Raw genomic sequence first — 24,994 nt, 5'->3', positions numbered from 1 at the left:
AACACGGATTCGGACAGGTCTTTGTTCAGACAGGTCGCACATTGGACAGTTCAAGGATGACGCCGCCAGGGTCGGTCATGCTTGGATGTTCTACCAGATCGAAGCTCCAGCGGTTAACGCTTTCTTGCACTTCGGCGCGGTAATCCCGGCCTTTGTGGAACAGCCCGCGCGCGCCTGATGTCAGCCACGGCCCCGCCAGCTCAAGCAAGGTCGAAAGCGGCGCGAGCGCCCGCGCCGTGACGATTTCCGGTGCCGCGACAAGCGCATGGCTCTCGTCGATGCGGCGCGCCACGACACGCGCCGGCAGGCCGAACTGGCCGACGACGGCTTGCAGGAATCCCGCTTTCTTGCGATTGCTTTCGACCAGGTCGATGCTGGCGCCGTCACGCTCGGCAAGCAGGAACGCCAGCACCAGTCCCGGAAATCCGCCGCCCGAGCCGATATCGACCCATCGCCGCGCTTTGTCCTCGATTCGCCAGAGCTGCGCGCTGTCCAGTATGTGGCGTTGCCAGACATCGCCTGCTGTCGACTGCGCGACAAGATTGATGCTGCGATTCCATTTCTGGAACATCTCTTCGAACGCCATCAGGCGATCGAATGTTTCACGTGAAACCGGACCGGCGGCGTTGCGCAGGCTCTCCCAGGAGGCAGCGCTCACGCGACGTCCCTTTGCGCGCTCTCGGAATGCTTGACATGAGCGACGATGATGGCCAGCGCCGCTGGCGTCATCCCTTCCATGCGCTGCGCGTCGGCAACCGAACGCGGTCGCCGCGCATGCATCTTCTGCTTCAGCTCGTTCGATAGTCCCGGCACCTCGGCGAAGTCGAGCGACTCGGGGATGAGCCGGCTTTCCTCGTGCCGGATCTGGGCGACGTCGCTCTTCTGGCGATCGAGATAAACCGAATATTTCGCTTCCGTTTCGAGGCGCTCCGCCGTCCTGGCGTCGATCGTCCCGAAATTCCCATCGATTCGGGCCAGCCAAGCCACGTCGACGCCGGGATAGGCGAGCAGCTCATAGGCGGATCTGCGCACGCCGTCGCGATTGACCTCCAGCCCGTGGCGCGCCGCCTCGTTGGGTGTCAGCTTTACGCCGAGCGCCAGCCGGCGCGCTTCCGCGAGGCGCTGCTCCACCTCGCCGAACCGCTGCATCCGCCGGGCTGACGCTATACCCAGCCTTGCAGCCAGCGGCGTTAGCCGCTCGTCGGCATTGTCGGCGCGCAGCGAAAGCCGGAATTCGGCGCGCGAGGTGAACATGCGGTAAGGCTCACTGATGCCGCGGCTGGTCAGATCGTCGACCATGACGCCGATATAGGCTTCGGTGCGGCTGAGCACGACTTGCTCGCTGCCCGACGCCCGCCTTGCGGCATTGAGGCCCGCGAGCAGGCCTTGCGCGGCGGCCTCCTCATAGCCGGTCGTGCCGTTGATCTGCCCGGCGAGGAACAGGCCGCCGACGCGCTTTGTCTCCAGCGTCGGATGGAGCTCGCGCGGGTCGACATGGTCATATTCGATGGCATAACCGGGCTGCAGCATCACCGCTCGGTCCAGCCCCGGGATGGTCTTCAAGATTTCGAGCTGAACCTCCTCCGGCAGCGAGGTCGAGATGCCGTTGGGATAGACCGTGTCGTCGTCCAGGCCTTCCGGCTCGAGAAAAATCTGGTGGCCTTCGCGGTCGCCGAACTTGACGATCTTGTCTTCGATCGACGGACAGTAGCGCGGCCCGACGCCTTCGATCGAACCCGAATACATGGCCGAGCGCCCGAGATTGGCGCGGATCAGTTCATGCGTGGCCGCGGTCGTGCGCGTGATGCCGCATTCGATCTGGGGCGTCTCGATGCGGTCGGTCAGCAGCGAGAACGGCACCGGTTCGTCATCCGCCGCCTGGCTTTCCAGCGACGCCCAGTCGATGGTGCGCCCGTCGAGGCGCGGCGGCGTGCCGGTCTTCAGGCGGCTGAGCTTGAAGCCCGCGCGGCTCATCGTCGCCGACAGGCCAAGGCTCGCCTGTTCGTTCATGCGGCCGGCGACGATCTTCTTCTCGCCGATATGGATCAACCCGCGCAGGAAAGTTCCGGCGGTCAGGACCACCGCGCCGCAGGCAAGGCGCCGGCCGTCGGCCAGGAGAACGGCGCGCAGGCACCCCGAATCGTCGATGTCGAAGTCGAGCACCTCGCCCTCGATCACATCGAGACCGCCCTGCTGCCTGACCGCCTCTTGCATGGCGAGCCGGTAAAGTTTCCGGTCGGCCTGGGTGCGCGGGCCGCGCACGGCTGGCCCCTTGCGTCGGTTGAGCAGGCGAAACTGGATGCCGGCGGCATCCGCCACCCGGCCCATCAGTCCGTCCATGGCGTCGATCTCGCGCACCAGATGGCCCTTGCCGAGCCCGCCAATGGCCGGATTGCAGGACATCACGCCGATCGTGTCGAAACGCAGCGTCACCAGCGCTGTCCTGGCGCCCGCACGCGCAGCCGCGCTGGCCGCCTCGCTGCCCGCATGGCCGCCACCCACCACAACCACATCATAGTGATCGGTCATTTCAAACGCCCTGGATTCGAAGTTTGGTGGACAGATGTCCCCGCAGCGGGACGGTGTCAAGAAACTTTGCGGGAGTTTCACGTGAAACAGGACGGCGAGCCTCGTTGCGTGTTTCACGTGAGTCAAGTGCTAGGTCGGCGCCGACCCTCATCCGCCTGCCGGCACCTTTTCTCCATATAGGGACGGGGAGAAGGGAATCGGCCGCAACGCCGGCGCCCATTCTTGCAACGTTAGCGATTGGCCAAGCCGGCGATGACAGCACCCCTCTCCCCGTCACTTTACGGGGAGAGGACGCCGGCAGGCAGGTGAGGGGCGGCGCCGACGCTGGCGATTGGCCCGGCGCAGCCGTTTCACGTGAAACAACGTCGGGTCGGAGAGCCCTTCTGTTTCACGTGAGTCATTGGCCGGGCCCGTCGTGATAAAAGCCGAGGTCAGCGCTGCCCCTCATACGCCTGCCGGCACCTTCTCCCCGTATAGTGACGGGGAGAAGGGAGGCTCGACGGCGTCCGCGCCCCGACAATGTTCCACGTGAATCATTTCCCGATGCAGAACTGCGAGAAAATCACATCCAGCATGTCCTCGACATCGACCGCGCCGACGATCCGGCCGAGCCGGTCGGCGGCCAGCCGCAGATCCTCGGCGCGCAGTTCCTGCCCGGCGTACGGGCTCTCGGCCGCGCGCAGCAGGAAGCGGTTGGCTTCGCCTAGCAATTCAACGTGGCGAAGCCGTGAGGGCAGGATGTCGCCCGCTTCGCCGACCTGCGCGGCCGCGAGCCTGGCGATCTCGGTCAACAGCTCCGCCACGCCGGTCCCGTCCTTCGTCGAGATGGCGCGATCATAGCCCCCGGCAGCGGCTTGCCCGTGCACCAGATCGAGCTTGGTGCCCACGCGCAGGGTCGCGATCCCCTCGCGTTGAAGAGCAACGGGATGCGGGTCGGCCATATCCACGAGGATGAGCAAGAGGTCGGCGCCATGCGCCTTGGCTCGCGCCTTCTCGATGCCGATCGCTTCCACCTTGCCGGCCGCATCGCGCAGGCCTGCGGTGTCGGTCAGCCTGACCCGCAGGCCTTCGAGGTCAAGTACGATCTCGAGCAGGTCCCGCGTCGTGCCTGGCTCATCCGTTACAATAGCTGCATCGCGCCGCGCCAAGGCGTTGAACAGGCTCGACTTGCCGGCATTCGGGGCGCCGAGGATAACAACCTCGAACCCGTCGCGGATGATTTCGCCGGCACGAAACCCGGCAATGTGGCGCTCGATCTCCCCGATCATCGCCGAAACATCAGACCAGACCGTATCCGAAACGGAACCGGGAATGTCGTCTTCGTCGGCAAAGTCGATCTCGGCCTCGATCATGGCGCGCGCATGGATCAGCCGCCGCCGCCAGCTCAGATAAAGCTCGGCCTGCGCGCCCTCGGCATTCTGCACCGCGAAGCGCCGCTGCCCCTCGGTCTCGGCGTTGACCAGATCGGCCAGCGCTTCCGTCCTTACCAGATCGACCTTGCCATTGAGGAAGGCCCGGCGCGTGAACTCGCCCGCTTCGGCGTGCCTGACGCCTTCGAAACCGGCGATCGTCTCCAACAGCCTCGCCACCACGGCGCGGCCGCCATGCACCTGGAATTCCGCCACGTCCTCGCCGGTGAAGCTGCCGGGGCCGGGGAAAAAGATCACCAGGCCACTGTCGAGCACGCCGCCATCGGGCGCCCGCAGCTTGCGCAGGCTGGCCACGCGGCCCTTAACCATACCGCCGGCGATCGTTTCGACAACGAATCGAGTCTTTGGCCCCGAAATGCGGATGACGGCGACGCCGGCGGGCAGGCGGCCGCTGGAAAGCGCGACGATGGTGTCGGCCGAAATCATTTGCCCGCCTTGTTGGACCGCCCTAGCTTCACTATCCAACCCCTGTTTCGCCGGACCGCTCATCGTGACACTGCCTGCGCAAAATCTGCTTGCCGACGAAGCCAGCCCCTATTTGCAGCAGCACAGCGGCAATCCGGTGCATTGGCGGGCCTGGTCGCCGGCGTCGCTTGACGAGGCGAGGGCGCTGGATCGGCCGATCCTGCTGTCGATCGGCTATGCCGCCTGCCACTGGTGCCACGTCATGGCCCATGAAAGCTTCGAGAATGACGACGTCGCCGCCGTCATGAACCGTCTGTTCGTCAATATCAAGGTCGACCGCGAGGAGCGACCCGACATCGACCAGATCTACATGGCGGCGCTGTCCTCGATGGGCGAGCAGGGCGGCTGGCCGCTGACCATGTTCCTGACCCCGGACGGCAAGCCTTTCTGGGGCGGCACCTATTTCCCGCGCGAGCCGCGCTATGGCCGCCCGGGCTTCATCCAGGTCATGGAGGCGATCGACAAGGCCTGGCGCGAGAAAAGAGGCAGCCTGAACCAGAGCGCCGACGGACTGACCACACATGTCGAGACCCGGCTCGCCGGCGCGCATGCCCGCACCGCGCTCGACCGCGACACGCTTGCCGCGCTCGCCAGAGGCATAGACGGCATGATCGACAAGGATCTCGGCGGCCTGCGCGGCGCGCCGAAATTCCCCAATGCGCCATTCATGCAGACACTGTGGCTGTCGTGGCTGCGCGACGGCAATGCCGGTCACCGCGACGATGTCCTCCTGAGCCTCGAACGGATGCTGGCCGGCGGCATCTACGATCACGTCGGCGGCGGTCTCAGCCGCTATTCCACGGACGCGCAATGGCTGGTGCCGCATTTCGAAAAGATGCTCTACGACAACGCGCAACTCATCCGTTTTTGCAACTGGGCCTACGCCGCGGGCGGAAAGGATTTGTTCCGGGTCCGAATCGAGGAGACCGTCGACTGGCTGCTGCGTGAGATGCGCGTCGATGGGGGCGCCTTCGCCGCCAGTCTGGATGCCGACAGCGAGGGCGAGGAGGGCCTTTTCTACACCTGGAGCCGGGAAGAGATCGAGGCCGCGCTCGGCGACGATTCTCCGTTGTTTTTCAACCGCTTCATGCTCTCCAGCCCACCCGGTTGGGAAGGCAAGCCTGTCATCCACCGGACGCCGGCCCAGCAGGGGCAAGGCATTGCCGAGCAACCGCTTCTGACCGCTCTCAAGGCAAGGCTGCTGGCGGTCCGTGAACGGCGCGTCAGGCCCGGCCGCGACGGCAAGGTCCTCGCCGACTGGAACGGCCAGATGATCTCGGCACTCGCCGAGGCCGGCCGCTCGCTGGCGCGGCAAGACTGGATCGACGCGGCCATGGCCGCATTCGACCATATCGCCTCCTCCGCCGAGGGCGGACGGCTGCCGCATTCCATGCTCGGCGCCAAGAAACTGTTCCCGGCGCTGTCGAGCGACTATGCGTCGATGACCAATGCGGCGATCGCCCTGTTCGAAGCCACCGGCGACTGGAGCTACGCCGATCGGGCCCGGCAATTCGTCGAGCAGCTCGACCGCTGGCACGCCGATGCCGACGGCACCGGCTATTATCTCACGGCATCCGACAGCACCGACGTGCCGATCCGCATCAGGGGCGATGTCGACGAGGCTATTGCGTCGGCCACCGGTCAGGTCATCGAGGCGCTCGTCCGGCTCGCCGCGCTGACCGGCGATCTCGACCTGCAGGAGAAAGCGACGAAAGTCGCCGAACATGCCGCCGGCCGCGCGGCGCACCAGGCCTATGGCCAGGCCGGCATCGTCAACGCCTCGGCGCTCGCCATAGAGCCGCTAAAGCTGGTGCTTGTGGACGATTTGACAAATCCAACGCTCGTTCCGGTAGCGAATCGCAATCCCGATCCGCGCCGGGTGGATATTGTGGTGGCGCTCGGCACGCAGGCGAATCGACCGCTGTTGCCGGGTGGGATCCTGCCTCCCTCCGACAGGCCGGGCGCGTGGCTGTGCACGGGGCAGGTGTGTTTGCCGGTGGTGGACGATCCGGATGAATTGGAAGGGTTGTTGCGACGAAGACCATAGAGTTCGTCATCCTAGGGCGAAGCTCCGTCGCGGAGACCTAGGATCCATGCCGTGACTTTCGAGCGCTGCAACAGGTGGAAGATCCAGTCCGCCGCGCTCTTTGGCAGAGGTCATGGCATGGATCCTCGGGTCAAGCCCGAGGATGACGAAGAAGTGGAGCTCGCTCTGCGAACTACGTATTCATCGAATCGAAGAAGTCCGCGTTGGTCTTGGTCTGCTTCAGCTTGTCGATGAGGAACTCGATCGCGTCGGTTGTTCCCATCGGCGCCAGGATGCGGCGCAGCACGAAGATCTTCTGCAGGTCAGCGCGCGGCACCAGCAGGTCTTCCTTGCGGGTACCCGACTTCAGAATGTCCATGGCCGGGTAGATGCGCTTGTCGGCGACCTTGCGGTCGAGCTGGATTTCGCAGTTGCCGGTGCCCTTGAACTCTTCGAAGATGACTTCGTCCATGCGGCTGCCGGTGTCGATCAGCGCGGTGGCGATGATGGTCAGCGAACCGCCTTCCTCGATGTTGCGGGCGGCGCCGAAGAAACGCTTCGGCCGCTGCAGCGCATTGGCGTCGACGCCGCCGGTCAGCACCTTGCCGGAAGACGGCACCACGGTGTTGTAGGCGCGGCCGAGGCGGGTGATCGAATCGAGCAGGATGACGACGTCGCGGCCATGCTCGACCAGCCGCTTGGCTTTCTCGATGACCATCTCGGCGACCTGCACGTGGCGCACCGCCGGCTCGTCGAAGGTCGAGGAGATCACCTCGCCCTTCACCGAGCGCTGCATGTCTGTCACTTCCTCCGGCCGCTCGTCGATCAGAAGCACGATCAGGTAGCATTCCGGATGGTTGGCGGTGATCGAGTGGGCGATGTTCTGCATGAGAACCGTCTTGCCGGTACGCGGCTGCGCGTTGATCAACGCGCGTTGGCCCTTGCCGATCGGCGCCACCAGGTCGATCACGCGCGGCGAGATATCTTTGGAGGTCGGGTTGTCGATCTCCATCTTCAGCCGCTTGGTCGGATAGAGCGGCGTCAGATTGTCGAAGTGGATCTTGTGGCGGATCTTTTCGGGATCGTCGAAATTGATCGTGTTGACCTTGAGCAGCGCGAAATAGCGCTCGCCCTCTTTCGGACTGCGGATCGGCCCCTCGACCGTATCGCCGGTCTTGAGTGAAAAGCGTCGGATCTGCGAGGGCGAAATATAGATGTCGTCGGGACCCGGCAGATAATTGGCGTTGGCCGAGCGCAGGAAACCGAAACCGTCCTGGAGCACTTCGACCACGCCGTCGCCGATGATTTCGATGTCCTGGGCGGCCAGCTTCTTGAGGATTGCGAACATCAGCTCCTGCTTGCGCATGACGCTGGCGTTCTCCACCTCGAGCGATTCGGCATAGGCGATCAGCTCTGGCGGTTTCTTGTTCTTGAACTCGGTGAGTTTCATTTCTTGCATTAGGATAGACTCTGGGTAGGCTTTTGGGAGGAAATCGGCGGGATGCGATAAATGCCGGGCGCGGCCAAAAGCAATGAAGGGCGGCGCATGACGGGAAGGAAGACCCGTCTTTTATCGTCGGCCGGCTGAAAGAGCAAGCCGCCTTTTAGCAGGTCGTGAGAGAGGTCCGAAGGTTCAGAACGGCTTGACGACGACCAGGATCACGATAGCGATCATCAGCAATGTGGGGATCTCGTTGACGATCCGCCAGTGCCTCGCGGGCTTTTCATTGCGGTCCTCGGCGAATTTTCGCACAGCGCCGGCCAGATAGCCGTGGATGCCTGACAGAACCAGCACCAGCGCGATCTTGCCGTGCAACCAGCCACCCTGGAAACCAAAACCTTTCCAGGCCAGCCACAGGCCGAACACCCAGGTGACGATCATCGCCGGGTTGATGATGCCGCGCAGAAGCCGGCGCTCCATCACCTTGAAAGTCTCCGACTGCACCGAACCCTTCTCGGCATCGGCGTGATAGACCAGCAGCCGCGGCAGATAGAGCATGCCCGCCATCCACGAAATGACGGCAAGAACGTGGATCGCCTTGGCCCAGAGATAGAAGCCGTCTGGGGCCGCCAGAAACAGCAGCGCGGTGAGCACGACCAGGGCCGCGATGCCGATCACCATCCGCATCATCGCCTGGCCCGTGCTGTTGGTGTTGCTCATCCCGGCCATCAGCGTGTCGCGCTCCTCACCAGTTTCACCATCGCCTCGACATGCGCAATCGGCGTTTCCGGGGTAATGCCGTGGCCAAGATTGAAGATCAACGGTCCGCTTCCCAGGCTCTCCAGGATCGCGCTGACGCCGTCGGCCAGCGCCTTGCCGCCGGCGACCAGCCGCAGCGGATCGAGATTGCCCTGGACGGCCCCTTCCCGCTGCAACGCCTTCGCTGTCTCCAGCGGCACCGTCCAGTCGATCCCCAGCCCCGTGACGCCGGTCTTCTCGCGATAGCTCCGGTAGCGCGCGCCGGCGCCCTTGGGAAAACCGATGATCGGCACATCGGGATGGACCGCTCGAACCTGCCTCACGATCTCGGCCACCGGCTCGACGCAGAACAGCTCGAAACAAGCATCGTCGAGCACGCCGGACCAGGAATCGAATATCTGCACCACATCGGCGCCGGCCTCGATCTGCCTGATGAGATAGGCGGCCGAATGATCGGCCAGCACCTTGAGCAGCCGACGAAACGCCGCCGGCTCCCGATAGGCGAACAGCCGCGCCGGCGCCTGGTCCGGCGTGCCGTGCCCGGCGATCATGTAGGTCGCCACCGTCCACGGCGCGCCGCAGAAGCCGATCAGGGCGGTTTCATCGGGCAGTTTCGCCCGCAACCGGCGAACCGTCTCGTAGACCGGTTCGAGATTCACGTGAAACACCGTGCTGTCCAGGGCCGCGATTTCAGCCGCCGTGATCGGCGTCAGCAGCGGCCCTCGCCCCTCTTCGAAGCGTACGTCGCGGCCAAGCGCATGCGGAACGACAAGGATGTCGGAGAACAGGATCGAGGCGTCGAAGCCGAAGCGCTCGATCGGCTGCATGGTCACCTCGAAGGCAAGGTCGGGATCATAGCAGAGGTCGAGGAATGAACCTGCGCGTCGGCGCGTCTCGCGGTATTCCGGTAGATAGCGCCCGGCCTGGCGCATCATCCAGAGCGGCGGCGGAAACACCGTCTCACCCTTCAGCACGTCCAGCATGATCCGTCTTGCAGGCATAGAGCGCTCGCCTCTCCCGGCTTCCCTTTAATCAAATATCTTATTTTAAAGAATCTTCTGATTCTAAGAGTCTGTTGGTTGTGGTGGTTGTCACCTGTCCCGCTTTGGCCGTCAAAACACCAGCAAGCATATTGTCGCGCATTTCCAATCGCCCCTTGCATGGTTCTGGGGACGAGCCGGAATCTTCCATTGGACTCAACACGCTAGAGCAGCGATCCTGCAGGTACGTCCTGTGGACAGACAAAAGGCAGAAATCTTCGTCCACGGACTTGTCCCCAGCCGCCCGACGAAGCCTACAGCGCATCGAATTGTGGACAAACCGGCATCTGATACAGTCGCTCCGGCCGGCGGGTTTTCCGAACCCTGCTTTATCCACATCCGCCCACAGCCCTAGGTAAAACCCTGTGAACAAACCCCAGAGCTTCTTCCACCTGCACCTGATCTCCGACGCCACCGGCGAAACGCTACTCGCGGCCGGCCGCGCGGCTTCGGCGCAATACAAGGATGCGCGCGCCATCGAGCACATCTACCCGCTCATCCGGACCGAAAAACAGGTGGCCAAAGTGTTCGAGGACATCGAGGAGGAGCCGGGCATCATCCTCTACACCGTCGTCGACCAGAAGCTGGCGCGCGGCATCGACGAGCGCTGCGCCGCCATGGGCCTGCCCTGCGTCTCCGTGCTGGAGCCGGTGCTCACCGTCTTCCAGTCCTATCTGGGCACGCCGGCCGGCCGCCGCGTCGGCGCCCAGCACGTCCTCGATGCCGAATATTTCCGCCGCATCGACGCACTCAACTTCACCATGGAACATGATGACGGCCAGTTGCCGGCCAATATGGACGATGCCGACATCGTGCTGGTCGGCATTTCGCGCACGTCCAAGACGCCGACCAGCATCTATCTCGCCAACAGGGGCATCAAGACCGCCAACATCCCGATCGTGCTCGGCGTGCCGGTGCCCGAAAGTCTGGTCAACGCCAGGACGCCGCTGATCGTCGGCCTTGTCGCCACCGCCGAACGCATCTCGCATGTCCGCCAGAACCGCATCCTCGGCAACAGCAGCGCCTATGTGCCAGGCGACTATGTCGACCGCGCCGCCATCAACGAGGAGCTCGCCTATGCCCGCCAGATCTGCACCCGCCATGGCTGGCCGATGATCGACGTCAGCCGTCGCTCGATCGAGGAAACGGCGGCGGCAATCGTTGCCCTGCGGGGGAAGACGCGGTAGGTGCAGGTGAGAGAAGTGAGGGGTGCGCGACGGAACGCCAATCCTGGGTGAACCAGCATGACCGAAAAAATCATCCTCGCCTCCGGCAGTCCGTTCCGCAAGGCGATGCTGCTCGATGCCGGCGTCGACGTCGAGGCGGTCGCGCCTGAGGTCGACGAGCGCGCGCTCGAGGCACCCCTGCAAGGCAGCGGCGCCTCGCCCGAGGATGTCGCGCTGGTGCTGGCCGAGGCCAAGGCCACCGAAGTAAGCGAGCGCAGGCCCGGCGCGTTGGTGCTCGGTTGCGACCAGACGCTGTCGCTGGGCGACGAGGTGTTCCACAAGCCGGCCGACATGGAAGGTGCGCGCCGCCATCTGCTGGCGCTGTCGGGAAGGACCCATCAGCTCAACAGCGCCGCGGTCCTGGTCCGCGACGGCGAGGTGCTGTGGCGCCATGTCGGCATCGCCAGCCTCACCATGCGCAAGCTCGATCCGGCCTTCATCGGCCGCCATCTGGCGCGCGTCGGCTCAAGAGCGCTGTCGAGCGTCGGCGCCTACCAGGTCGAAGGCGAAGGCATCCAGCTCTTCGAGAAGATCGAGGGCGATCACTTCACAATCGTCGGCCTGCCGCTGCTGCCGCTGCTGGCCGAACTGCGCACGCTGGGAGCGATCGATGGCTGAGGCGACCAAAAAGGCCTTCGTCACCGGTCACCCGATCAAGCATTCGCGCTCGCCTAAGATCCACGGCCACTGGCTGGCCAGATACGGCATCGACGGCAGCTACCAGGCGATCGACGTGGCGCCGCAGGATTTCGCCGAATTCCTGAAGACATTGCAAGCGAGCGGTTATCTCGGCGGCAACGTCACCATCCCGCACAAGGAGGCGGCCTTCGCCCTCGTCGAGCACCTTGACGAGGCGGCCCAGCAGATCGGCGCGGTCAACACGCTGTGGCTGGAGGACGGCCAATTGTGGGGCGGCAACACCGACAGCCATGGCTTCGCCGCCAATCTCGACGATCACGCGCCGGGCTGGGCATCCAATGGCCCGGCGGTGGTGCTCGGCGCCGGCGGCGCCTCACGCGCCGTCATCCACGCGCTGAAGCAGCGGGGCATCCACGATATCCGCATCGTCAATCGCACGCTTGCCCGGGCGGCGGAGTTGCGCGACCGGTTCGGCGCCGGTGTTTCCGCGCACGGCATGGCGGCGACCGGTGAACTGCTTGCCGATGCCGGCCTGCTCATCAACACCACGGCGCTCGGCATGCAAGGCAATGAGGGTCTCGCCGCCGACCCGGCCCTTTTGCCGGACCACGCCATCGTCACCGACATCGTCTATGTGCCGCTCGAGACGCCGCTGCTTGCGGCGGCAAGCGCGCGCAAGCTGAAGACGGTGGACGGCCTCGGCATGCTGCTCAACCAGGCGGTGCCGGGTTTCGAGCGCTGGTTCGGCGTGCGGCCCCAGGTCACACCCGAATTGCGCGCGCTCGTCGAAGCCGATCTGGCGCCAAAACCATGATCGTGCTCGGCCTCACCGGTTCGATCGGCATGGGCAAGTCGACCACCGCGAAAATGTTTGCCGAGGCCGGCATCCCGGTCCACGATTCCGACGAGACGGTGCATCGCCTCTATGCCGGCAACGCAGCCCCCCTGGTCGAGGCCGCGTTTCCAGGAACCACCGGCGCCGGAGGCGTCGACCGGGCAAAGCTCGGCGCTCGGGTGCTTGGCGATGCGGCCGCGCTGAAAAGGCTGGAAGCGATCATCCATCCGCTGGTGCGCGCCGACGCCGACGCGTTCCTGGCGCGCAACCGCGCCGCCGGCGAGCCGCTTGCCGTTCTCGACATTCCGCTCCTGTTCGAGACCGGCGGCCGCGACCGCGTCGACAAGGTCGTCGTCGTCACCGCGCCGGCCGAAGTCCAGCGCCAGCGCGTGCTGGCGCGGCCCGGCATGAGCGAAGAGAAACTCGCCTCCATCCTGGCCAGCCAGGTGCCGGATGCGCAAAAGCGCCGCCAGGCCGACTTCGTCATCGATACCAGCCAGGGCCTGGATGCCGCGCGGGCTGAGGTCAAAGCTATCATCGCGGATTTGAGAGGTTAGATCGGCGCCTCTTTTCCTTCTCCCACAGGGGAGAAGGAAAAAAGTCATTGCCCATTGCCATTTTGTTCCGCTCTCACGATTCTGCTTGCCAGGAGCGACTGATTCGATGCGTGAGATCATTTTCGATACGGAAACCACCGGCCTCGACATGCGCGACGACCGCATCATCGAGCTTGGCGGCGTCGAGCTGGTCAACCGCTTTCCAACCGGCAAGACCTTCCACCACTACATCAACCCGCAGGGCCGCTCGATCCACGCCGAGGCGCAGGCCGTGCACGGCATCAGCATGGCGGACCTGCAAGGCAAGCCGTCCTTCGCCGAGATCGTCGAGGAGTGGATCGCCTTCACCGACGGCGCCAAGCTGGTCGCCCACAATGCCACCTTCGACATCGGCTTCCTCAATGTCGAGTTCGGCCGGCTCGGCCATCCGGCCGTCGACATCGGGCGCGTCGTCGACACGCTGGCGCTGGCGCGGCGCAGGCATCCGATGGGTCCCAATTCGCTCGATGCGCTCTGCCGGCGCTATGGCATCGACAATGCGCGGCGCACCAAGCACGGCGCCTTGCTGGATTCGGAGCTGCTGGCCGAAGTCTATATCGAGCTGATCGGCGGCAAACAGACGGCTCTGATCCTGGACACCGTTTCAGTGCAGATGAACGGCGCGGGCGAAGTGGCAGACATCGACATCTCGGTCGGTGCGCGGCCGATCGCCCTCCCCCCGCGCCTGAGCGAAGCCGAGCGCGCGGCGCATGCCGGCATGGTCGCCACGCTGGGTGAGAAGGCGCTGTGGCTGAAGGTGATGGGCGCCTAAGCGCGCCGTTCTCCTCGAAGTCGGGGGGCTTCGCGGCCAAACCGGCCTCGAAAACGAAAAACCCGGCGCGAGGCCGGGTCTTTCTGCAATATCCGTACGAGCCGGACTCAGCTCACCTGGACCTTCGACGCCGCCTGGTCCTCGGCCAGCTTCTGCTGGAACATCTGCGCGAAATCGATCGGGTCGAGCATCAGCGGCGGGAAGCCGCCATTGCGCGTTGCCTCGGCGATGATCTGCCGGGCGAACGGGAACAGCAGCCGCGGGCATTCGATGAACAGGATCGGCAGCATGTGTTCCTGCGGGAAGCCACTGATGGCGAAAACGCCGCCATAGACCAGCTCGACGTTGAACAGCACTTCCTGGTCGAAGGAGGCCTTGGCGTTCAGCGTCAGGTTGACGTCGAATTGCTTGTCGGAGAGCGGATTGGCGTTGACGTTGACGTTGATGGCGATGCCGGGCGCCTTGTCGCGGCCGCGCAGCGAGTTCGGCGCGCCGGGACTTTCGAAGGAAAGGTCCTTCACATACTGGGCAAGGACGTTGAGCGAGGGCTGCGCCGTATTGCCGTTTCCGTTGGCGCCGACCGGCGCGTCATCTTTGCTGGCCATGAGCCTTGTGTCCTTTTGCCTGGGCAGCATTGCTGACCGAATTGAAATCGGGCGTTCGCTACCATGGCCGGCATGACAAGACAAGGTTTGCCGCCTTGCGACCGGAGGGGATCCAGACTGTGTCGAGATTCAGGTCAGGCCGGCATCACCTGAACATCAATATAGCCTCAGTCGTCCTTCAGGCGGCGCCATGGCGAATTGTGGTCCGGCCCGCGCTTGAAATCGTCTTCGCGCGAATAATCGCCGTCGTCGAGGTCGATGACCCTGTCGCGCGGCCGGCCGCGGAAGCCGCCGGCCGAGAAATTCGTCGCTACCACGATGCGGCCCTTGAGCCTGCGCCAGGCAAGATCGCGCACCGGCGGCAGGAACAAGAGAATGCCGAAAATGTCCGATATGAAGCCCGGGATGATCAGCAGGATCGCGGCGAGCACGATCATGGCGCCGTGCGCGAGCTGACGGCTCGGATCGCGGCCGGCGCCCATCTCGGTGCTGATGCGGCTCATGACGCCAAAACCCTGATGCCTGAGCAGCAGCGCCCCGGCGATGCTCGACGCGAGCACCAGGCCGACCGTCGCCAGCGCGCCGATCTGGCGCCCGACGATGACGAAGCCGGCGATCTCCAGCAGCGGAAGCGCCAGAAGAAAAACGGGAAATAACGAAATGCGCAAGTCTTGCCGATCCTTCCGATCGTTCTGGCGTTGGTCTGCTTTGCCTGCCAGCGGCCGCCGGCCGCTGGCGCCGAGGCTGTTAGATAGGTATGGCTGCCTTTGATTTGAATGATTGCGCCTTGCGTTCTATATGGTTTGCATGTTGAACGCTATGCGACCGCTGCCCTGTTGGCCGGGCGGTCCGGCCGAGGGCAGGATTGATTGGCGGAAGATATGGGTTTCTTCGACTTCGGCACGATTTTCTTTCTGATTGCGGCAGTTGTGATCTTTTTCCAGCTGCGCAATGTGCTGGGCCGTCGTACCGGCAGCGAACGGCCGCCTTTCGATCCCTATACCGCCGCCCGCACCGGCGACAAGGATGCGCAGAAATCAGAGAATGTCGTGTCGCTGCCGCGCAAGCGCCAGCCCGGCGAGCCGGCCGGCGAGGTCTATGCGGCCATCGACGCCTTTGCCAAGCCCGGAACCGACCTCAACAAGGGCCTGCGCACCATCAAGGACAACGATCCGTCCTTCGACCCGAAGGGTTTCGTCGACGGCGCCAAGATGGCTTACGAGATGATCGTCATGGCCTATGCCGACGGCGATCGCAAAACGCTGAAGAACCTTCTGTCGCGCGATGTCTATGACGGTTTCGTCGCCGCGATCGGCGAGCGCGAGGCGCGGTCGGAAAAGATCCAGTCTTCCTTCGTCGGCATCGACAAGGCCGACATCGTCTCGGCCGAGATGAAGGGCGGCGAGGCGCATGTCACGCTGCGCATCATCAGCGAGCTGATTTCGGCGACGCGCGACAAGGCCGGTGCGGTCATCGACGGCGACCCCGAAACCGTCGCCGAGGTCAAGGACGTCTGGACCTTCGCCCGCGACACGCGCTCGCGCGACCCGAACTGGAAGCTCGTCGCCACCGAAGAAGAAGATTGAATCCCTGACCGCGGCGGGCCTGTCGTGTCCTTCCATCAGGCATTCAGCGAAAGATCCTTCGGCGCTCTGCCCGGCTGGGATGACGACGACCATCTGGCGGCCTTGGAGGCCTTTCGCCGCTCTGCCTTCCATGTCCTGGCCAAGCCCTATCGCAGCGGCGCGCTCGGCGTCGACTTCGACGCCTTTGCCGGTGCCTATGCCGAGGCGCGCGCGGCCCCTCCTGCCAGCCGGTCGGAGGCCCGCGCCTTCTTCGAGCGTCATTTCGTCCCCATGCTGGTGAGTCCAGAGACCGGCGCCGGCCTCGTCACCGGCTTCTACGAACCGGAGGTCGAGGCCTCGCCGGTGCGCACGGAGCGTTTTGCCGTGCCGCTTCTGTCGCGTCCCGCCGATCTCGTCGATGTCGACGACGCCAACCGGCCCGACGGAATGGACCCCTATCTCGCTTTCGCGCGCCGGACGCCGGACGGGCCGGCCGAATATTTCGACCGCGGCGCGATCGAGCGCGGCGCGCTCGCCGGCAAGGGACTGGAGATCGCCTGGCTGGCCGACAGGGTCGATGCATTCTTCATCCATGTGCAGGGCGCGGCGCGGCTTCTCATGACCGACGGCCGGCTGTGCCGCGTCACCTATGCGGCCAAGTCCGGCCAGCGCTTCACCGGGCCCGGCAAGGTGTTGAGCGAGCTCGGCGAGATCCCGCTGGAAAACGTGACGATGCAGTCGATCCGCGCCTGGTTCAGGGCGCATCCCGGCCGCGTCGACGAGATCCTGTGGCAGAACCGTTCCTATATCTTCTTCCGCGAGGCCGCGGTCGAGGACGCAACGCTCGGGCCGATCGCCGCCGCCAAGGTGCCGTTGACGCCGGGCCGCTCGATCGCCGTCGACCGGCTGCTGCACACATTCGGCACGCCCTTCTACATCGACGCGCCATCGCTGACGGCCTTCGAGGCAAAACCGTTCCGGCGCCTGATGATCGCGCAGGACACCGGCTCCGCCATCACCGGGCCGGCGCGCGGAGATCTCTTCGCCGGCTCGGGCGACGCCGCCGGCGAGATCGCCGGCGTGGTGCGCAATCCGGCCGATTTCTACGCACTGGTGCCGCGCCCGCTCGTCTCGGGGTCGAAGCCATGACCCGCCGCAGCGACAGGTTGAGCGAGGACGACCGGGTGCTGTGGAACCTGGTGGCGCGCACGGCCAAGCCGCTGAAGGGCAAGGCCGCCGTGCCTGTCCCGGATTTCGGCATCGAGGCGAAGCCGGCGCCGACGCAACAAGCCCGGCCCGTTGCCGGTCCGGCCGGCGCGCCTAAGCCGAAGGCCCAGCATGTCTCCCATGCACTCGACGAGCCGACGCTGGACAAATTGTCGAAAGGCCGGCTGCCCATCGAAGGCCGGGTCGACCTGCACGGCATGACGCAGGACGAAGCCTATTCGCTGCTGTTCTCCTTCCTGCACCGCGCGCATGCCGGCGGCATCCGCTATGTCCTGGTCATCACCGGCAAGGGCTCTTCGTCGGGCGGCGACGGCGTGCTGCGCCGCGCGGTGCCGGCCTGGCTGTCGACGCCGGCGTTCCGGCCGCTGGTCTCCAGTCACGACCACGCCGCGCGCAACCACGGCGGCTCGGGCGCGCTCTATGTCAGGCTGCGGCGGGTCCGGTCGTGAGGATGGGGTCGTGACCCCGTTCGGCGAGAGGCTGCGGGCGCTGAGGGCCGAGCGCGGCGTCACCCAGAAGGACATGGCCGCCGCCATCGGCGTCAGCGCCGCCTATCTGTCGGCGCTCGAGCATGGAAGGCGCGGCGCGCCGACCTGGACGCTGATCCAGAAGATCATCGGCTATTTCAACATCATCTGGGACGACGCGGAGGAACTGGCGCGACTGGCCGAAGGCTCGCATCCGCGCGTCAGGCTCGACACGTCGGGCCTGAGCCCGGCCGCGACCGAGCTTGCCAACCTCCTGGCCGAGAACATCGAAAAGCTCGACGAGGAGGAACTGCGCGGCATAACCTTCTCTATCCGAGCGGCGCTGGGGCGACGGCGGTAGGCCGGGTTTGCCCGGCTCTCGCGGCGGCTGAGCTCCCGATCGCGAAACGGCGGCCCGCCAGCAGCAGCCGGCGGGCCGCCGTGATGAGATCAGTTCTTGCCGGCCGTGCTGCCGCCATTGCCACCGCGGCCGTGATCACCATGGCCGCGGCCACCATTGCCGCCGCCAAGGCAGTCCGATGCGCCGGCGGCGCCGCAACAGCGGCCGCTCCACAGGTCGTTGAGATTGGTGTTGGCGCAGCTTCGAATGGTCTGATCGGCCAGAGCGGATCCGGCCATGCCCGACACCGCCACGGCGGCGAGAAGGGTGTTACGCAGGAAAGCAGTCATTTGAAGTCTCCATGGTTGGTTTCGGTTCACGGCTGTGTGTCGCCGGCCGGGCCGAAATGGTTCATGGAGGGTGTGGGAATTTTTTTGGGGAGTGCGCGAGGCGCGTGACTGCAACGTCGGCGCCGCCCCTCATCCGCCTGCCGGCACCTTCTCCCCGTATAGGACGGGGAGAAGGGAGACAGCCGCGCCCTTGGCGTATTTCTTGCGACGTCGGCAATTGGGGAAATCGTCGATGACAGCGTCTTTCTCCCCGTCACTATACGGGGAGAAATGCCCGGCAGGGCAATGAGGGGCGGGGCCGACATCCGGCGGTTGGGCGCGCCGCCCGCCGCAGTCCCTACTCCACGGACCCGACCAGCACCTGCTGGCCGCCACGGATCGAGACCCAGCGGCCGGTGTTGTCGATCGCCTGGCGCTTGAGGAAATGGTAGCCGGTGTCGTCCCAGGCCTTGACCTTGTCGGTCAGATTGTCGAGCACATAGTCGCCTCTGTCGGTGCGCACCGTCAGCACCGAGTGCCCTTCGCCGTCGGGTTTGCGCACCACGGTGATGAGAAGATCGGCAAGCGATATGCCCATCCGGGACAGCAGGCGCCGCTTTTCCAGCACGTAGTCCTCGCAGTCGCCGACGCCCTTTGCGGGATAGGCCCAGACCTCGTCCTTGCCGTAGATGTCCATGTCGCTCATCGGCTTGACGGCGGCATTCACCCTGGCGGTGACCTTGGCCAGCTTACGCCACAACCTGTCCGTCATCGCGGCCGGCGCCAGATTGCCGGGACGGATTGCGCATTCGCGGGCATTGAGCCTGCAGAAATCATAATGGCCGATCGGTTGCGACGCGACGCCGCCGGTCGTCATCGCTCCGGCCGCCAGGGCCGGTGCCACCCAGCCTCCCATCATTGTCGCCAGTCCGGCTACTGCGCACGCACGAAGCGCTCGCGCCATTGGTGAGGAATTCATTGTCCCCGCTCGCCCTTGTTATTAATGAAAGGTTAAGGGCGATCTACAGTCCGTGTCAATTACCACGATTGGGTGATTTGCGACATGGTTACCCGCGAGACGCATGGCAGCGGCACCCGTGCGACAAGCCTGCCCGGCCTGTCCGGCGCTATCGGGCCGGCAATGCAGGCTGCCTATCTTTTGGCGGTGCGGACCAGCTTCGGTTTCACGGCGACCCGGTTCTGGCGGCCATAGCTGGTGATGAAGTCGACGATGCGCGGCACGATCTCGGCGCGGAAGCGCGACCCGTTGAAGACGCCGTAGTGCCCGACCGCGGGCTGCATGTAATGCGCCTTCCTGTCGGCGGGAATGTTGACGCACAGATCGTGCGCCGCCCGCGTCTGGCCGAGGCCGGAAATGTCGTCGTTCTCGCCCTCCACCGTGAACAGCGCGACATTGCGGATGGCCGAGGGATCGATGGGCGTGCCGCGATGCGTCATCTCGCCCTTGGGCAAGGCATGCCGGACAAACACCGTGTCGACCGTCTGCAGGTAGAACTCAGCCGTCAGGTCCATCACCGCCAGATATTCGTCGTAGAAGTCGCGGTGCTTCTCGGCGCTGTCGCCGTCATGCTTCACAAGGTGCATGAAGAAGTCCTTGTGGGCGATGATGTGGCGGTCGAGGTTCATGCTCATGAAGCCCGAAAGCTGCAGGAAGCCGGGATAGACCTCGCGGCCGAAGCCCGGCACCGGCCAGGGCGCGCGCATCACGACATTGTCGCGGAACCAGTCTATGCCCTTCTCCTCGGCCAGAAGGTTGACCGCGGTCGGGTTGCGGCGCGTGTCGATCGGCCCGCCCATCAGGGTCATCGTCGCAGGAACGAAGGGGTCGCCGCGCGTTTCCATCAGCGCCACGGCCGCCAGCACCGGCACGGAAGGCTGGCAAACAGCCATCACATGCGTGTCGGGGCCCAGCACATGCAGCATGTCGACGACATAGTCGATATAGTCGTCGAGATCGAATTGGCCGTCGGCCGTCGGCACCATGCGGGCGTCGATCCAGTCGGTGATGTGCACGTCGGCATGGGGCAGCATGGCTTCGACCGTGCCGCGCAGCAGCGTCGCATAGTGGCCCGACATCGGCGCCACGATCAGAAGCTTCGGATCGCGCCGCCGCCCGGCGGGCACGGCGCGCTCGAAACGCACCAGGTTGCAGAACGGTCGTGACCAGACGATCTTCTCGGTCACTGCCACGCTCTTCCAGTCGACCACCGTCTTGTCGAGGCCGAATTGCGGCTTGCCGTAGCGGCGCGTGGTGCGCTCGAATAACTCGGCGCCCGCCGCGATCGAGCGGCCCCAGGACGTGTGCGAGAACGGATTGAGCGGGTTGGAATAGAACAGCCGCACCGCATCGGCATAGAGACGGGCCGGCTGCAGGGCGGCGTGGTTCATTTCATAGAGCTGGTAGAACATCCGTTTACCCCGCTGCGGCCTGCGACCGAAGGGGCGGCGAGCAGTGCCTGGCCCTAACTGTCTCGCGGGGAAGTTAACAACTAATTGCTGCGATGCAATACGTCACGTGGCGTGATCTATACGCATTCTTGGTCCAAAGCGTTGGAAATCAGCCTTGGACGGTACAAGCCGGCTCATTGTGCAGGTGCGAAGGCCCGCCAGCGGCCCGGCCCTCGGGCCGGGCAGTGGTGGTCAGACGCGCGCCATGCAGACCGCGGTGTGGCCCGAACCGATGAAGCCGAGCTGGCCGGCGGCACCCTTCGACAGGTCGAGCACGCGTCCCCTGATGAACGGTCCGCGATCGTTGATGCGCACCACGACGCTGCGGCCATTGTTCTGGTTGGTGACCCGCAGCTTGGTGCCGAAAGGCAGCGTGCGGTGTGCGGCGGTCAAGGCCGAAGGGTTCATCCGTTCGCCCGACGCGGTCCTGGAGTGCAGGGCGTACCAGGAAGCGCGGCCGCATTGGCCGGCGGCGGAGGCGGCTGGAGTGGCGGAGGCGCCGACCATCAGGCCAGCAGCGATCGTCACCGCGGCAAGCGCGGTCCGGTTGTTGTTATTCATATTTGGGGGAAGGCTCCGTTTTTGACAGGCCCCAGCCGTTACGGAGACAATAAGGCACGAAATGCGGCGATCATCTGGCGGTTCCATGGCGCCGGCACACGTTTGGAGTCGCCCGGTAACAGTCTGTCAGTGATTTCCCGGCGGTCAGCGATCAACTCACGATGATGTTCCAGCGGATATCCATGTCTTGTTTGACAAGATCGAGCGGCAACATCCAAGTAGAAGATGCTGCTGCCGAACCGATTCCTTTGCCTCTTTCATCGCGACGGCGAAGACGCGACCGATCAACTTCGGAAGGGAGAATCCGGCAATGAGACTGATCAAAAATCTGCTGGCGTTGATTGTGCTGGCCGTCGGCGCGCTGTGGTCGCTGCAAGGCATCGGCGCGATCGGCGGCAGCTTCATGACCGGCCAGTCGCAATGGCTCACCATCGGCATCATCGTCATGCTGGTCGGTCTCGCCGGGCTCGTGTGGGCGAACCGTTCGCGCGGTTGAGCCGCTCTCACTGCGACCAGTACTGCCAGGCCCAGTAGAAGCTTTCGTCTCGCGGCGGCAGGCGGTCACGCCCGGCCGGGAGTCGGACGGGCGCCGGCGAGCGCGGACCGTCCTCCCTTGTCGCCTTGTCCTCCTCTATCGCCTTGCCATCGGATGTCAGGCCCAGCAGCCAGGTGCCGAAATGGGCGAACAGCATGGCGGTGGAATGGGTCATCGTCATCTCCGTTTCCCGATCATTCGCGTCCCGCCCACGGCACGAGCGCGCGCTCGATCCTGCGGATGGCGAATTCGAGCACGAAGGCGATGGCCGCGATCACCAAAATGCCCATGACCACCACGTCGGTGACCAGGAACTGCGCCGCCGACTGGATCATGAAGCCAAGCCCGCGCGTCGCCGCCACCAGTTCGGCGGCGACCAGCGTGGACCACCCGGCGCCGAGAGCGATGCGCAGTCCGGTCAGGATCGACGGCAGCGCGCTGGGCAGGATCACGTGGCGGACCACCTGGCGCCTCGTCGCGCCAAGCGAACGCGCGGCGTTGATGCGCTCCTGCGAGACGCCGCGGACGCCGGACGCGGTCGACAAGGCCACCGGCGCCAGCATGGCGATGGCTATCACCAGGACCTTGGACGGCTCGCCGATGCCGAACCAGATGATGACCAGCGGCAGATAGGCGAGCGGCGGGATCGGCCGCAGGAATTCCAGCAGCGGATCGAAAATGCCGCGGCCGACGGTGCTGATGCCGATGGCGAGGCCAACCGGCACGCCGACGAGGAGCGCCGCGATGAGCGCGGCGAACACTCGCCCCAGGCTGGCGGCGATATGCTGGACGAGCGTTGCGTCGACAAAGCCGTCGCGGGCGACGATGATGAATTTGTTCCACACCGCGACAGGCGAGGGCAGGAATACCGGCGACACCAGTTGCAGGCGGGCCGACAGCGTCCACAGCGCCAGCACCAGAAGAATGGTGGCCGCGCTGACCATGCGCGCCGAAACGCCCTTGCGCTTCGGGACCGGGCGCGACCATGGCACCGACAGGCCGTCGGCCTCTTCGGTCCTGGGGCCGGAGCGTTCGGTGTAGGAGGAAATGGTCATGCCGCCTCTCCCTCGAAGATCGCGTCGGTCAGTTCGCCGCGCGCCGCGGCGAAGCCAGGATCGGCCTTGATGGCGCGGATGGCCTCGCCCGCTGCGTAGCGCCTGGAGAAGCCCGGCTCCAAGGTCCGCACCACCCGGCCCGGCCCGGGCGCCAGCACCACGATGCGGGTGGAGAGCACCAGCGCCTCGTCGATGCCGTGCGTGACCATAAGCACGCCGACCTTGCTTGCCGTCCACAGGTCGAGCAGCGTCGTCTGCATGCGCTCGCGCGTCAGCGCATCGAGCGCGCCGAGCGGCTCGTCGAGCAGCAGGAATTGCGGCTCGGCAGCCAGCGCCCGGGCAAGGCCGACGCGCTGGCGCATGCCGCCGGACAGCTCCCAGATGCGCTTGTCGCCGGCATCGGTGAGCTTGACCAGGCCGAGCAATTCGTCGGCGCGGCGCGCCCGCTCGGATGGCCCGACACCGCGCAGCCTGAGCGCGAAGGCGACGTTCTCGCGCGCCGTCAGCCAAGGAAACAGCGCGTCGTTCTGGAACACCACCGCACGGTCCGAACCGGGTGCTGCGATCGGCCGGCCGTCGATCGCGGCCGTGCCGCGTGCCGGCGCGACAAAGCCGGCGGCTACATTGAGCAGCGAGGTCTTGCCGCAGCCGGAACGGCCGACAAGGACGACGAAGTCATCGCTGGCGACGTCGATCGATACCCGCTCGACGGCGGGTGCGGGCTGGCCGTCATAGTGGATCGAGATTCTGTCGAGCACGAGATGCGACATGAGCCCTCGCAGGAGTTCGTTGAAGTCCGCCTGCCCGAAGCCGCGCCTCGTCAGCGGCTCCGGGACAGACGACACGCGGCGTCAGGAAAGCCGCGCGCGTCTCATCGGGGCGCCACCTGCCCGTCGTGGCATGGGGCGCTCCAACGCTCGGGTCAGTTCGAGGCCAGCGCCTCGGTGACGTATTTCGATGTCACATATTTCGAATAGTCCGGCAGCACGGCGTCTACCTTGCCCTGCTCCTTGAGGAAGGCGGACGCGGCCGCGATCGCCTTGACAGTGCCGCCGCCGAGGAACTTGTCGGAGGCCTGTTCTTCGAGTGTCGGGAAGACGTAGCCCTTGAGCAGTTCAGGCACTTCCTCGACCTTGGCGCCGGTCAGCTTGGCGATCTCGGCCGCCTGCGGCGACGCTGCCGACCAGGCGTCGGGCTGAGCCAGGTACTCGGCATAGGCCGCACCCGTCACCTTGACGAAGTCGCGCACCGCTTCCGGGTTCTTTTCGGCAAAGTCGGTGCGCACGATCCAGGCGTCGAAGGTCGGCGCGCCCCAGGCGGCGACCTGGGAGGAATCCAGCACCACCTTGCCTGATGTCTTGACCTGGCCGAGCGCCGGATCCCAGACATAGGCCGCATCGATATCGCCGCGCGAAAAGGCAGCGGCGATTTCCGGCGGCCTGAGATTGAGGATCTCGACCGATTTCGGGTCGACATTCTCATGTTTCAGCGCGGCAAGCAGGCTGTAATGCGTCGTCGAGACGAAGGGCACGGCCACCTTCTTGCCGGCGAGGTCGGCGACCTTCTCTATGCCGGCGCCGTTGCGTGCGACCAACGCCTCGGATGGCCCGATCAGGCCGACGACGAAGATGGTCTGGACCGGCAATTCGCGGCTCGCCGCCGCCGCCAGCGGGCTCGAACCGACATAGCCGATGTCTACCGAGCCGGATGCGACCGCGGCGATGACATCGGCGCCGGAATCGAATTTGCGCCAGTCGATGGCGGCGTTGGTAGCCTTTTCATAGGCACCATCGGCCTGCGGCACCTTGGAGGGTTCGACCACCGTCTGGTAGCCGATGGTGATCTTGAGGTCGTCGGCAAAAGCCGGGCCGAGGAAGGCGGCGCCGGCAAGTGCGGCCGTAGACAGGAGAAGGATGCGTCGCGAAATGGTGGTGGACATCAAGGGCTCCATGAAACAGGGGAAAACCGGATTGCTTCATGATAGTCCGCTAATTCTATGGTTCTTGTAGAGTTAGATTCTTCTAGCGGGGCTGGATTTGTTGGAAAAAGCTGCCGGTGCCGAGGTCCCCAGGCGGATTTGGCG

Annotated in this window: 27 protein-coding genes; 11 read left to right on the top strand and 16 right to left on the bottom strand. The window is 65.1% G+C overall.

All coding sequences use genetic code 11. From position 1 onward, the window contains the following. Positions 1-25: 25 nt before the first annotated feature. The 3 genes from rsmG to mnmE form a co-directional block, all read right to left on the bottom strand. Complete coding sequence (gene rsmG / locus FJ443_RS02265; RefSeq protein WP_140662615.1) at positions 26-658, bottom strand: 16S rRNA (guanine(527)-N(7))-methyltransferase RsmG; 633 nt, start codon at positions 656-658, stop codon at positions 26-28. After that, positions 655-2,529, bottom strand: coding sequence for a tRNA uridine-5-carboxymethylaminomethyl(34) synthesis enzyme MnmG (mnmG, locus tag FJ443_RS02260; protein WP_140662613.1), 1,875 nt, complete (start codon positions 2,527-2,529; stop codon positions 655-657). Before mnmG ends, rsmG begins: the two co-directional genes overlap by 4 nt. Positions 2,530-3,062: 533 nt before the next feature. Beyond that, complete coding sequence (gene mnmE, locus FJ443_RS02250; RefSeq protein WP_140662611.1) at positions 3,063-4,385, bottom strand: tRNA uridine-5-carboxymethylaminomethyl(34) synthesis GTPase MnmE; 1,323 nt, start codon at positions 4,383-4,385, stop codon at positions 3,063-3,065. Positions 4,386-4,449: 64 nt separating this feature from the next. On the opposite strand from mnmE, the gene FJ443_RS02245 reads away from it, so the two are divergent. Beyond that, entirely contained in the window at positions 4,450-6,471 is a 2,022-nt protein-coding gene (locus tag FJ443_RS02245) for a thioredoxin domain-containing protein (protein ID WP_140662609.1), read from the top strand. Positions 6,472-6,643: 172 nt separating this feature from the next. Here the strand turns inward: FJ443_RS02245 and rho are convergent, their stop codons facing one another. From rho to hemE, 3 genes are all read right to left on the bottom strand, one after another. Continuing rightward, on the bottom strand, positions 6,644-7,909 hold the full coding sequence (gene rho, locus FJ443_RS02240) for a transcription termination factor Rho (protein WP_140491913.1): 1,266 nt from the start codon (positions 7,907-7,909) through the stop codon (positions 6,644-6,646). A 174-nt stretch (positions 7,910-8,083) separates the two neighbouring features. Beyond that, positions 8,084-8,620, bottom strand: coding sequence for a protoporphyrinogen oxidase HemJ (hemJ, locus tag FJ443_RS02235; RefSeq protein WP_140491911.1), 537 nt, complete (start codon positions 8,618-8,620; stop codon positions 8,084-8,086). Next, positions 8,620-9,651 (bottom strand): uroporphyrinogen decarboxylase, encoded by a 1,032-nt coding sequence (hemE, locus tag FJ443_RS02230; RefSeq protein ID WP_140662607.1) that lies wholly within the window; start codon positions 9,649-9,651, stop codon positions 8,620-8,622. The genes hemJ and hemE overlap by 1 nt, the downstream gene beginning before the upstream one ends. Positions 9,652-10,055: 404 nt before the next feature. Between hemE and FJ443_RS02225 the strand changes: the two genes are divergently transcribed. The 5 genes from FJ443_RS02225 to dnaQ all read left to right on the top strand — a co-directional run bounded on the left by FJ443_RS02225 (position 10,056) and on the right by dnaQ (position 13,758). Further along, a complete protein-coding gene (locus FJ443_RS02225; RefSeq protein WP_140491905.1) occupies positions 10,056-10,877 on the top strand; it encodes a pyruvate, water dikinase regulatory protein in 822 nt (273 codons plus the stop codon). Positions 10,878-10,934: 57 nt separating this feature from the next. Beyond that, the gene (locus tag FJ443_RS02220; RefSeq protein WP_140662605.1) at positions 10,935-11,534 is read left to right on the top strand and encodes a Maf-like protein; all 600 of its coding nucleotides are present in this window, start codon (positions 10,935-10,937) and stop codon (positions 11,532-11,534) included. After that, positions 11,527-12,369, top strand: coding sequence for a shikimate dehydrogenase (locus tag FJ443_RS02215; protein ID WP_140662603.1), 843 nt, complete (start codon positions 11,527-11,529; stop codon positions 12,367-12,369). Before FJ443_RS02220 ends, FJ443_RS02215 begins: the two co-directional genes overlap by 8 nt. Continuing rightward, on the top strand, positions 12,366-12,947 hold the full coding sequence (gene coaE / locus FJ443_RS02210; protein WP_140662601.1) for a dephospho-CoA kinase: 582 nt from the start codon (positions 12,366-12,368) through the stop codon (positions 12,945-12,947). The genes FJ443_RS02215 and coaE overlap by 4 nt, the downstream gene beginning before the upstream one ends. Before the next feature lie 106 nt (positions 12,948-13,053). Beyond that, positions 13,054-13,758, top strand: a complete 705-nt coding sequence (gene dnaQ / locus FJ443_RS02205; RefSeq protein ID WP_140514104.1) for a DNA polymerase III subunit epsilon — start codon at positions 13,054-13,056, stop codon at positions 13,756-13,758. Positions 13,759-13,865: 107 nt separating this feature from the next. Here the strand turns inward: dnaQ and secB are convergent, their stop codons facing one another. Together secB and FJ443_RS02195 are read right to left on the bottom strand one after the other, a co-directional pair. Continuing rightward, the gene (gene secB / locus FJ443_RS02200) at positions 13,866-14,363 is read right to left on the bottom strand and encodes a protein-export chaperone SecB (RefSeq protein WP_140491875.1); all 498 of its coding nucleotides are present in this window, start codon (positions 14,361-14,363) and stop codon (positions 13,866-13,868) included. Positions 14,364-14,530: 167 nt separating this feature from the next. After that, the gene (locus tag FJ443_RS02195; RefSeq protein ID WP_140491873.1) at positions 14,531-15,031 is read right to left on the bottom strand and encodes an FxsA family protein; all 501 of its coding nucleotides are present in this window, start codon (positions 15,029-15,031) and stop codon (positions 14,531-14,533) included. Positions 15,032-15,244: 213 nt separating this feature from the next. Between FJ443_RS02195 and FJ443_RS02190 the strand changes: the two genes are divergently transcribed. Genes FJ443_RS02190 through FJ443_RS02175 form a run of 4 tightly spaced genes read left to right on the top strand, consistent with a single transcriptional unit; the run spans position 15,245 to position 17,983 of the window. Continuing rightward, a complete protein-coding gene (locus tag FJ443_RS02190; protein ID WP_140514105.1) occupies positions 15,245-15,949 on the top strand; it encodes a Tim44/TimA family putative adaptor protein in 705 nt (234 codons plus the stop codon). Positions 15,950-15,973: 24 nt separating this feature from the next. After that, the gene (locus FJ443_RS02185) at positions 15,974-17,077 is read left to right on the top strand and encodes a murein transglycosylase A (protein WP_140662598.1); all 1,104 of its coding nucleotides are present in this window, start codon (positions 15,974-15,976) and stop codon (positions 17,075-17,077) included. After that, entirely contained in the window at positions 17,074-17,604 is a 531-nt protein-coding gene (locus FJ443_RS02180; protein WP_140491867.1) for a Smr/MutS family protein, read from the top strand. Before FJ443_RS02185 ends, FJ443_RS02180 begins: the two co-directional genes overlap by 4 nt. Positions 17,605-17,614: 10 nt before the next feature. Next, on the top strand, positions 17,615-17,983 hold the full coding sequence (locus tag FJ443_RS02175) for a helix-turn-helix transcriptional regulator (RefSeq protein ID WP_140491865.1): 369 nt from the start codon (positions 17,615-17,617) through the stop codon (positions 17,981-17,983). An 89-nt stretch (positions 17,984-18,072) separates the two neighbouring features. Here the strand turns inward: FJ443_RS02175 and FJ443_RS02170 are convergent, their stop codons facing one another. From FJ443_RS02170 to FJ443_RS02150, 4 genes are all read right to left on the bottom strand, one after another. Beyond that, positions 18,073-18,312 (bottom strand): hypothetical protein, encoded by a 240-nt coding sequence (locus FJ443_RS02170; RefSeq protein ID WP_140491863.1) that lies wholly within the window; start codon positions 18,310-18,312, stop codon positions 18,073-18,075. Positions 18,313-18,649: 337 nt separating this feature from the next. After that, positions 18,650-19,270: a transglutaminase-like cysteine peptidase gene (locus tag FJ443_RS02160; protein WP_140491861.1), complete on the bottom strand. Its 621-nt coding sequence runs from the start codon at positions 19,268-19,270 to the stop codon at positions 18,650-18,652. A gap of 173 nt (positions 19,271-19,443) precedes the next feature. Beyond that, positions 19,444-20,721 (bottom strand): polyhydroxyalkanoate depolymerase, encoded by a 1,278-nt coding sequence (locus FJ443_RS02155; RefSeq protein ID WP_140662595.1) that lies wholly within the window; start codon positions 20,719-20,721, stop codon positions 19,444-19,446. A gap of 231 nt (positions 20,722-20,952) precedes the next feature. After that, positions 20,953-21,321, bottom strand: a complete 369-nt coding sequence (locus FJ443_RS02150; protein WP_140491856.1) for a septal ring lytic transglycosylase RlpA family protein — start codon at positions 21,319-21,321, stop codon at positions 20,953-20,955. 310 nt (positions 21,322-21,631) lie between these two features. On the opposite strand from FJ443_RS02150, the gene FJ443_RS31045 reads away from it, so the two are divergent. Continuing rightward, positions 21,632-21,817 carry a hypothetical protein gene (locus tag FJ443_RS31045; RefSeq protein WP_181165190.1) on the top strand — a complete coding sequence of 62 codons (186 nt, stop codon included), beginning with the start codon at positions 21,632-21,634 and terminating at the stop codon, positions 21,815-21,817. Between the two features lie 7 nt (positions 21,818-21,824). Here FJ443_RS31045 and FJ443_RS02140 read toward each other — a convergent pair whose 3' ends face one another. From FJ443_RS02140 to tauA, 4 genes are all read right to left on the bottom strand, one after another. Next, on the bottom strand, positions 21,825-22,031 hold the full coding sequence (locus FJ443_RS02140; RefSeq protein WP_140491853.1) for a hypothetical protein: 207 nt from the start codon (positions 22,029-22,031) through the stop codon (positions 21,825-21,827). Positions 22,032-22,050: 19 nt separating this feature from the next. Beyond that, on the bottom strand, positions 22,051-22,911 hold the full coding sequence (locus tag FJ443_RS02135) for an ABC transporter permease subunit (RefSeq protein ID WP_140524466.1): 861 nt from the start codon (positions 22,909-22,911) through the stop codon (positions 22,051-22,053). Beyond that, complete coding sequence (locus tag FJ443_RS02130; RefSeq protein ID WP_140662593.1) at positions 22,908-23,681, bottom strand: taurine ABC transporter ATP-binding protein; 774 nt, start codon at positions 23,679-23,681, stop codon at positions 22,908-22,910. Before FJ443_RS02130 ends, FJ443_RS02135 begins: the two co-directional genes overlap by 4 nt. Before the next feature lie 152 nt (positions 23,682-23,833). Beyond that, positions 23,834-24,850 carry a taurine ABC transporter substrate-binding protein gene (gene tauA / locus FJ443_RS02125; protein WP_140662590.1) on the bottom strand — a complete coding sequence of 339 codons (1,017 nt, stop codon included), beginning with the start codon at positions 24,848-24,850 and terminating at the stop codon, positions 23,834-23,836. Positions 24,851-24,994: the final 144 nt, after the last annotated feature.

Source organism: Mesorhizobium sp. B2-6-1 (genome assembly GCF_006440475.1).
Classification (GTDB): Bacteria; Pseudomonadota; Alphaproteobacteria; order Rhizobiales; family Rhizobiaceae; genus Mesorhizobium.
The sequence above is the reverse complement of the archived record's forward strand: the minus strand, read 5'-3'. Positions and strand labels throughout refer to the sequence as shown.

What these genes read in the sequence shown, in the direction of transcription:
- mnmG (WP_140662613.1), bottom strand. Translation starts at nt 2,529, where the DNA reads ATGACCGATCACTATGATGTGGTTGTGGTGGGTGGCGGCCATGCGGGC.
- mnmE (WP_140662611.1), bottom strand. Translation starts at nt 4,385, where the DNA reads ATGATTTCGGCCGACACCATCGTCGCGCTTTCCAGCGGCCGCCTGCCC.
- rho (WP_140491913.1), bottom strand. Translation starts at nt 7,909, where the DNA reads ATGCAAGAAATGAAACTCACCGAGTTCAAGAACAAGAAACCGCCAGAG.
- hemJ (WP_140491911.1), bottom strand. Translation starts at nt 8,620, where the DNA reads ATGGCCGGGATGAGCAACACCAACAGCACGGGCCAGGCGATGATGCGG.
- hemE (WP_140662607.1), bottom strand. Translation starts at nt 9,651, where the DNA reads ATGCCTGCAAGACGGATCATGCTGGACGTGCTGAAGGGTGAGACGGTG.
- FJ443_RS02220 (WP_140662605.1), top strand. Translation starts at nt 10,935, where the DNA reads ATGACCGAAAAAATCATCCTCGCCTCCGGCAGTCCGTTCCGCAAGGCG.
- FJ443_RS02215 (WP_140662603.1), top strand. Translation starts at nt 11,527, where the DNA reads ATGGCTGAGGCGACCAAAAAGGCCTTCGTCACCGGTCACCCGATCAAG.
- coaE (WP_140662601.1), top strand. Translation starts at nt 12,366, where the DNA reads ATGATCGTGCTCGGCCTCACCGGTTCGATCGGCATGGGCAAGTCGACC.
- dnaQ (WP_140514104.1), top strand. Translation starts at nt 13,054, where the DNA reads ATGCGTGAGATCATTTTCGATACGGAAACCACCGGCCTCGACATGCGC.
- secB (WP_140491875.1), bottom strand. Translation starts at nt 14,363, where the DNA reads ATGGCCAGCAAAGATGACGCGCCGGTCGGCGCCAACGGAAACGGCAAT.
- FJ443_RS02190 (WP_140514105.1), top strand. Translation starts at nt 15,245, where the DNA reads ATGGGTTTCTTCGACTTCGGCACGATTTTCTTTCTGATTGCGGCAGTT.
- FJ443_RS02180 (WP_140491867.1), top strand. Translation starts at nt 17,074, where the DNA reads ATGACCCGCCGCAGCGACAGGTTGAGCGAGGACGACCGGGTGCTGTGG.
- FJ443_RS02170 (WP_140491863.1), bottom strand. Translation starts at nt 18,312, where the DNA reads ATGACTGCTTTCCTGCGTAACACCCTTCTCGCCGCCGTGGCGGTGTCG.
- FJ443_RS02160 (WP_140491861.1), bottom strand. Translation starts at nt 19,270, where the DNA reads ATGAATTCCTCACCAATGGCGCGAGCGCTTCGTGCGTGCGCAGTAGCC.
- FJ443_RS02155 (WP_140662595.1), bottom strand. Translation starts at nt 20,721, where the DNA reads ATGTTCTACCAGCTCTATGAAATGAACCACGCCGCCCTGCAGCCGGCC.
- FJ443_RS02150 (WP_140491856.1), bottom strand. Translation starts at nt 21,321, where the DNA reads ATGAATAACAACAACCGGACCGCGCTTGCCGCGGTGACGATCGCTGCT.
- FJ443_RS31045 (WP_181165190.1), top strand. Translation starts at nt 21,632, where the DNA reads ATGAGACTGATCAAAAATCTGCTGGCGTTGATTGTGCTGGCCGTCGGC.
- FJ443_RS02140 (WP_140491853.1), bottom strand. Translation starts at nt 22,031, where the DNA reads ATGACCCATTCCACCGCCATGCTGTTCGCCCATTTCGGCACCTGGCTG.
- FJ443_RS02135 (WP_140524466.1), bottom strand. Translation starts at nt 22,911, where the DNA reads ATGACCATTTCCTCCTACACCGAACGCTCCGGCCCCAGGACCGAAGAG.
- FJ443_RS02130 (WP_140662593.1), bottom strand. Translation starts at nt 23,681, where the DNA reads ATGTCGCATCTCGTGCTCGACAGAATCTCGATCCACTATGACGGCCAG.
- tauA (WP_140662590.1), bottom strand. Translation starts at nt 24,850, where the DNA reads ATGTCCACCACCATTTCGCGACGCATCCTTCTCCTGTCTACGGCCGCA.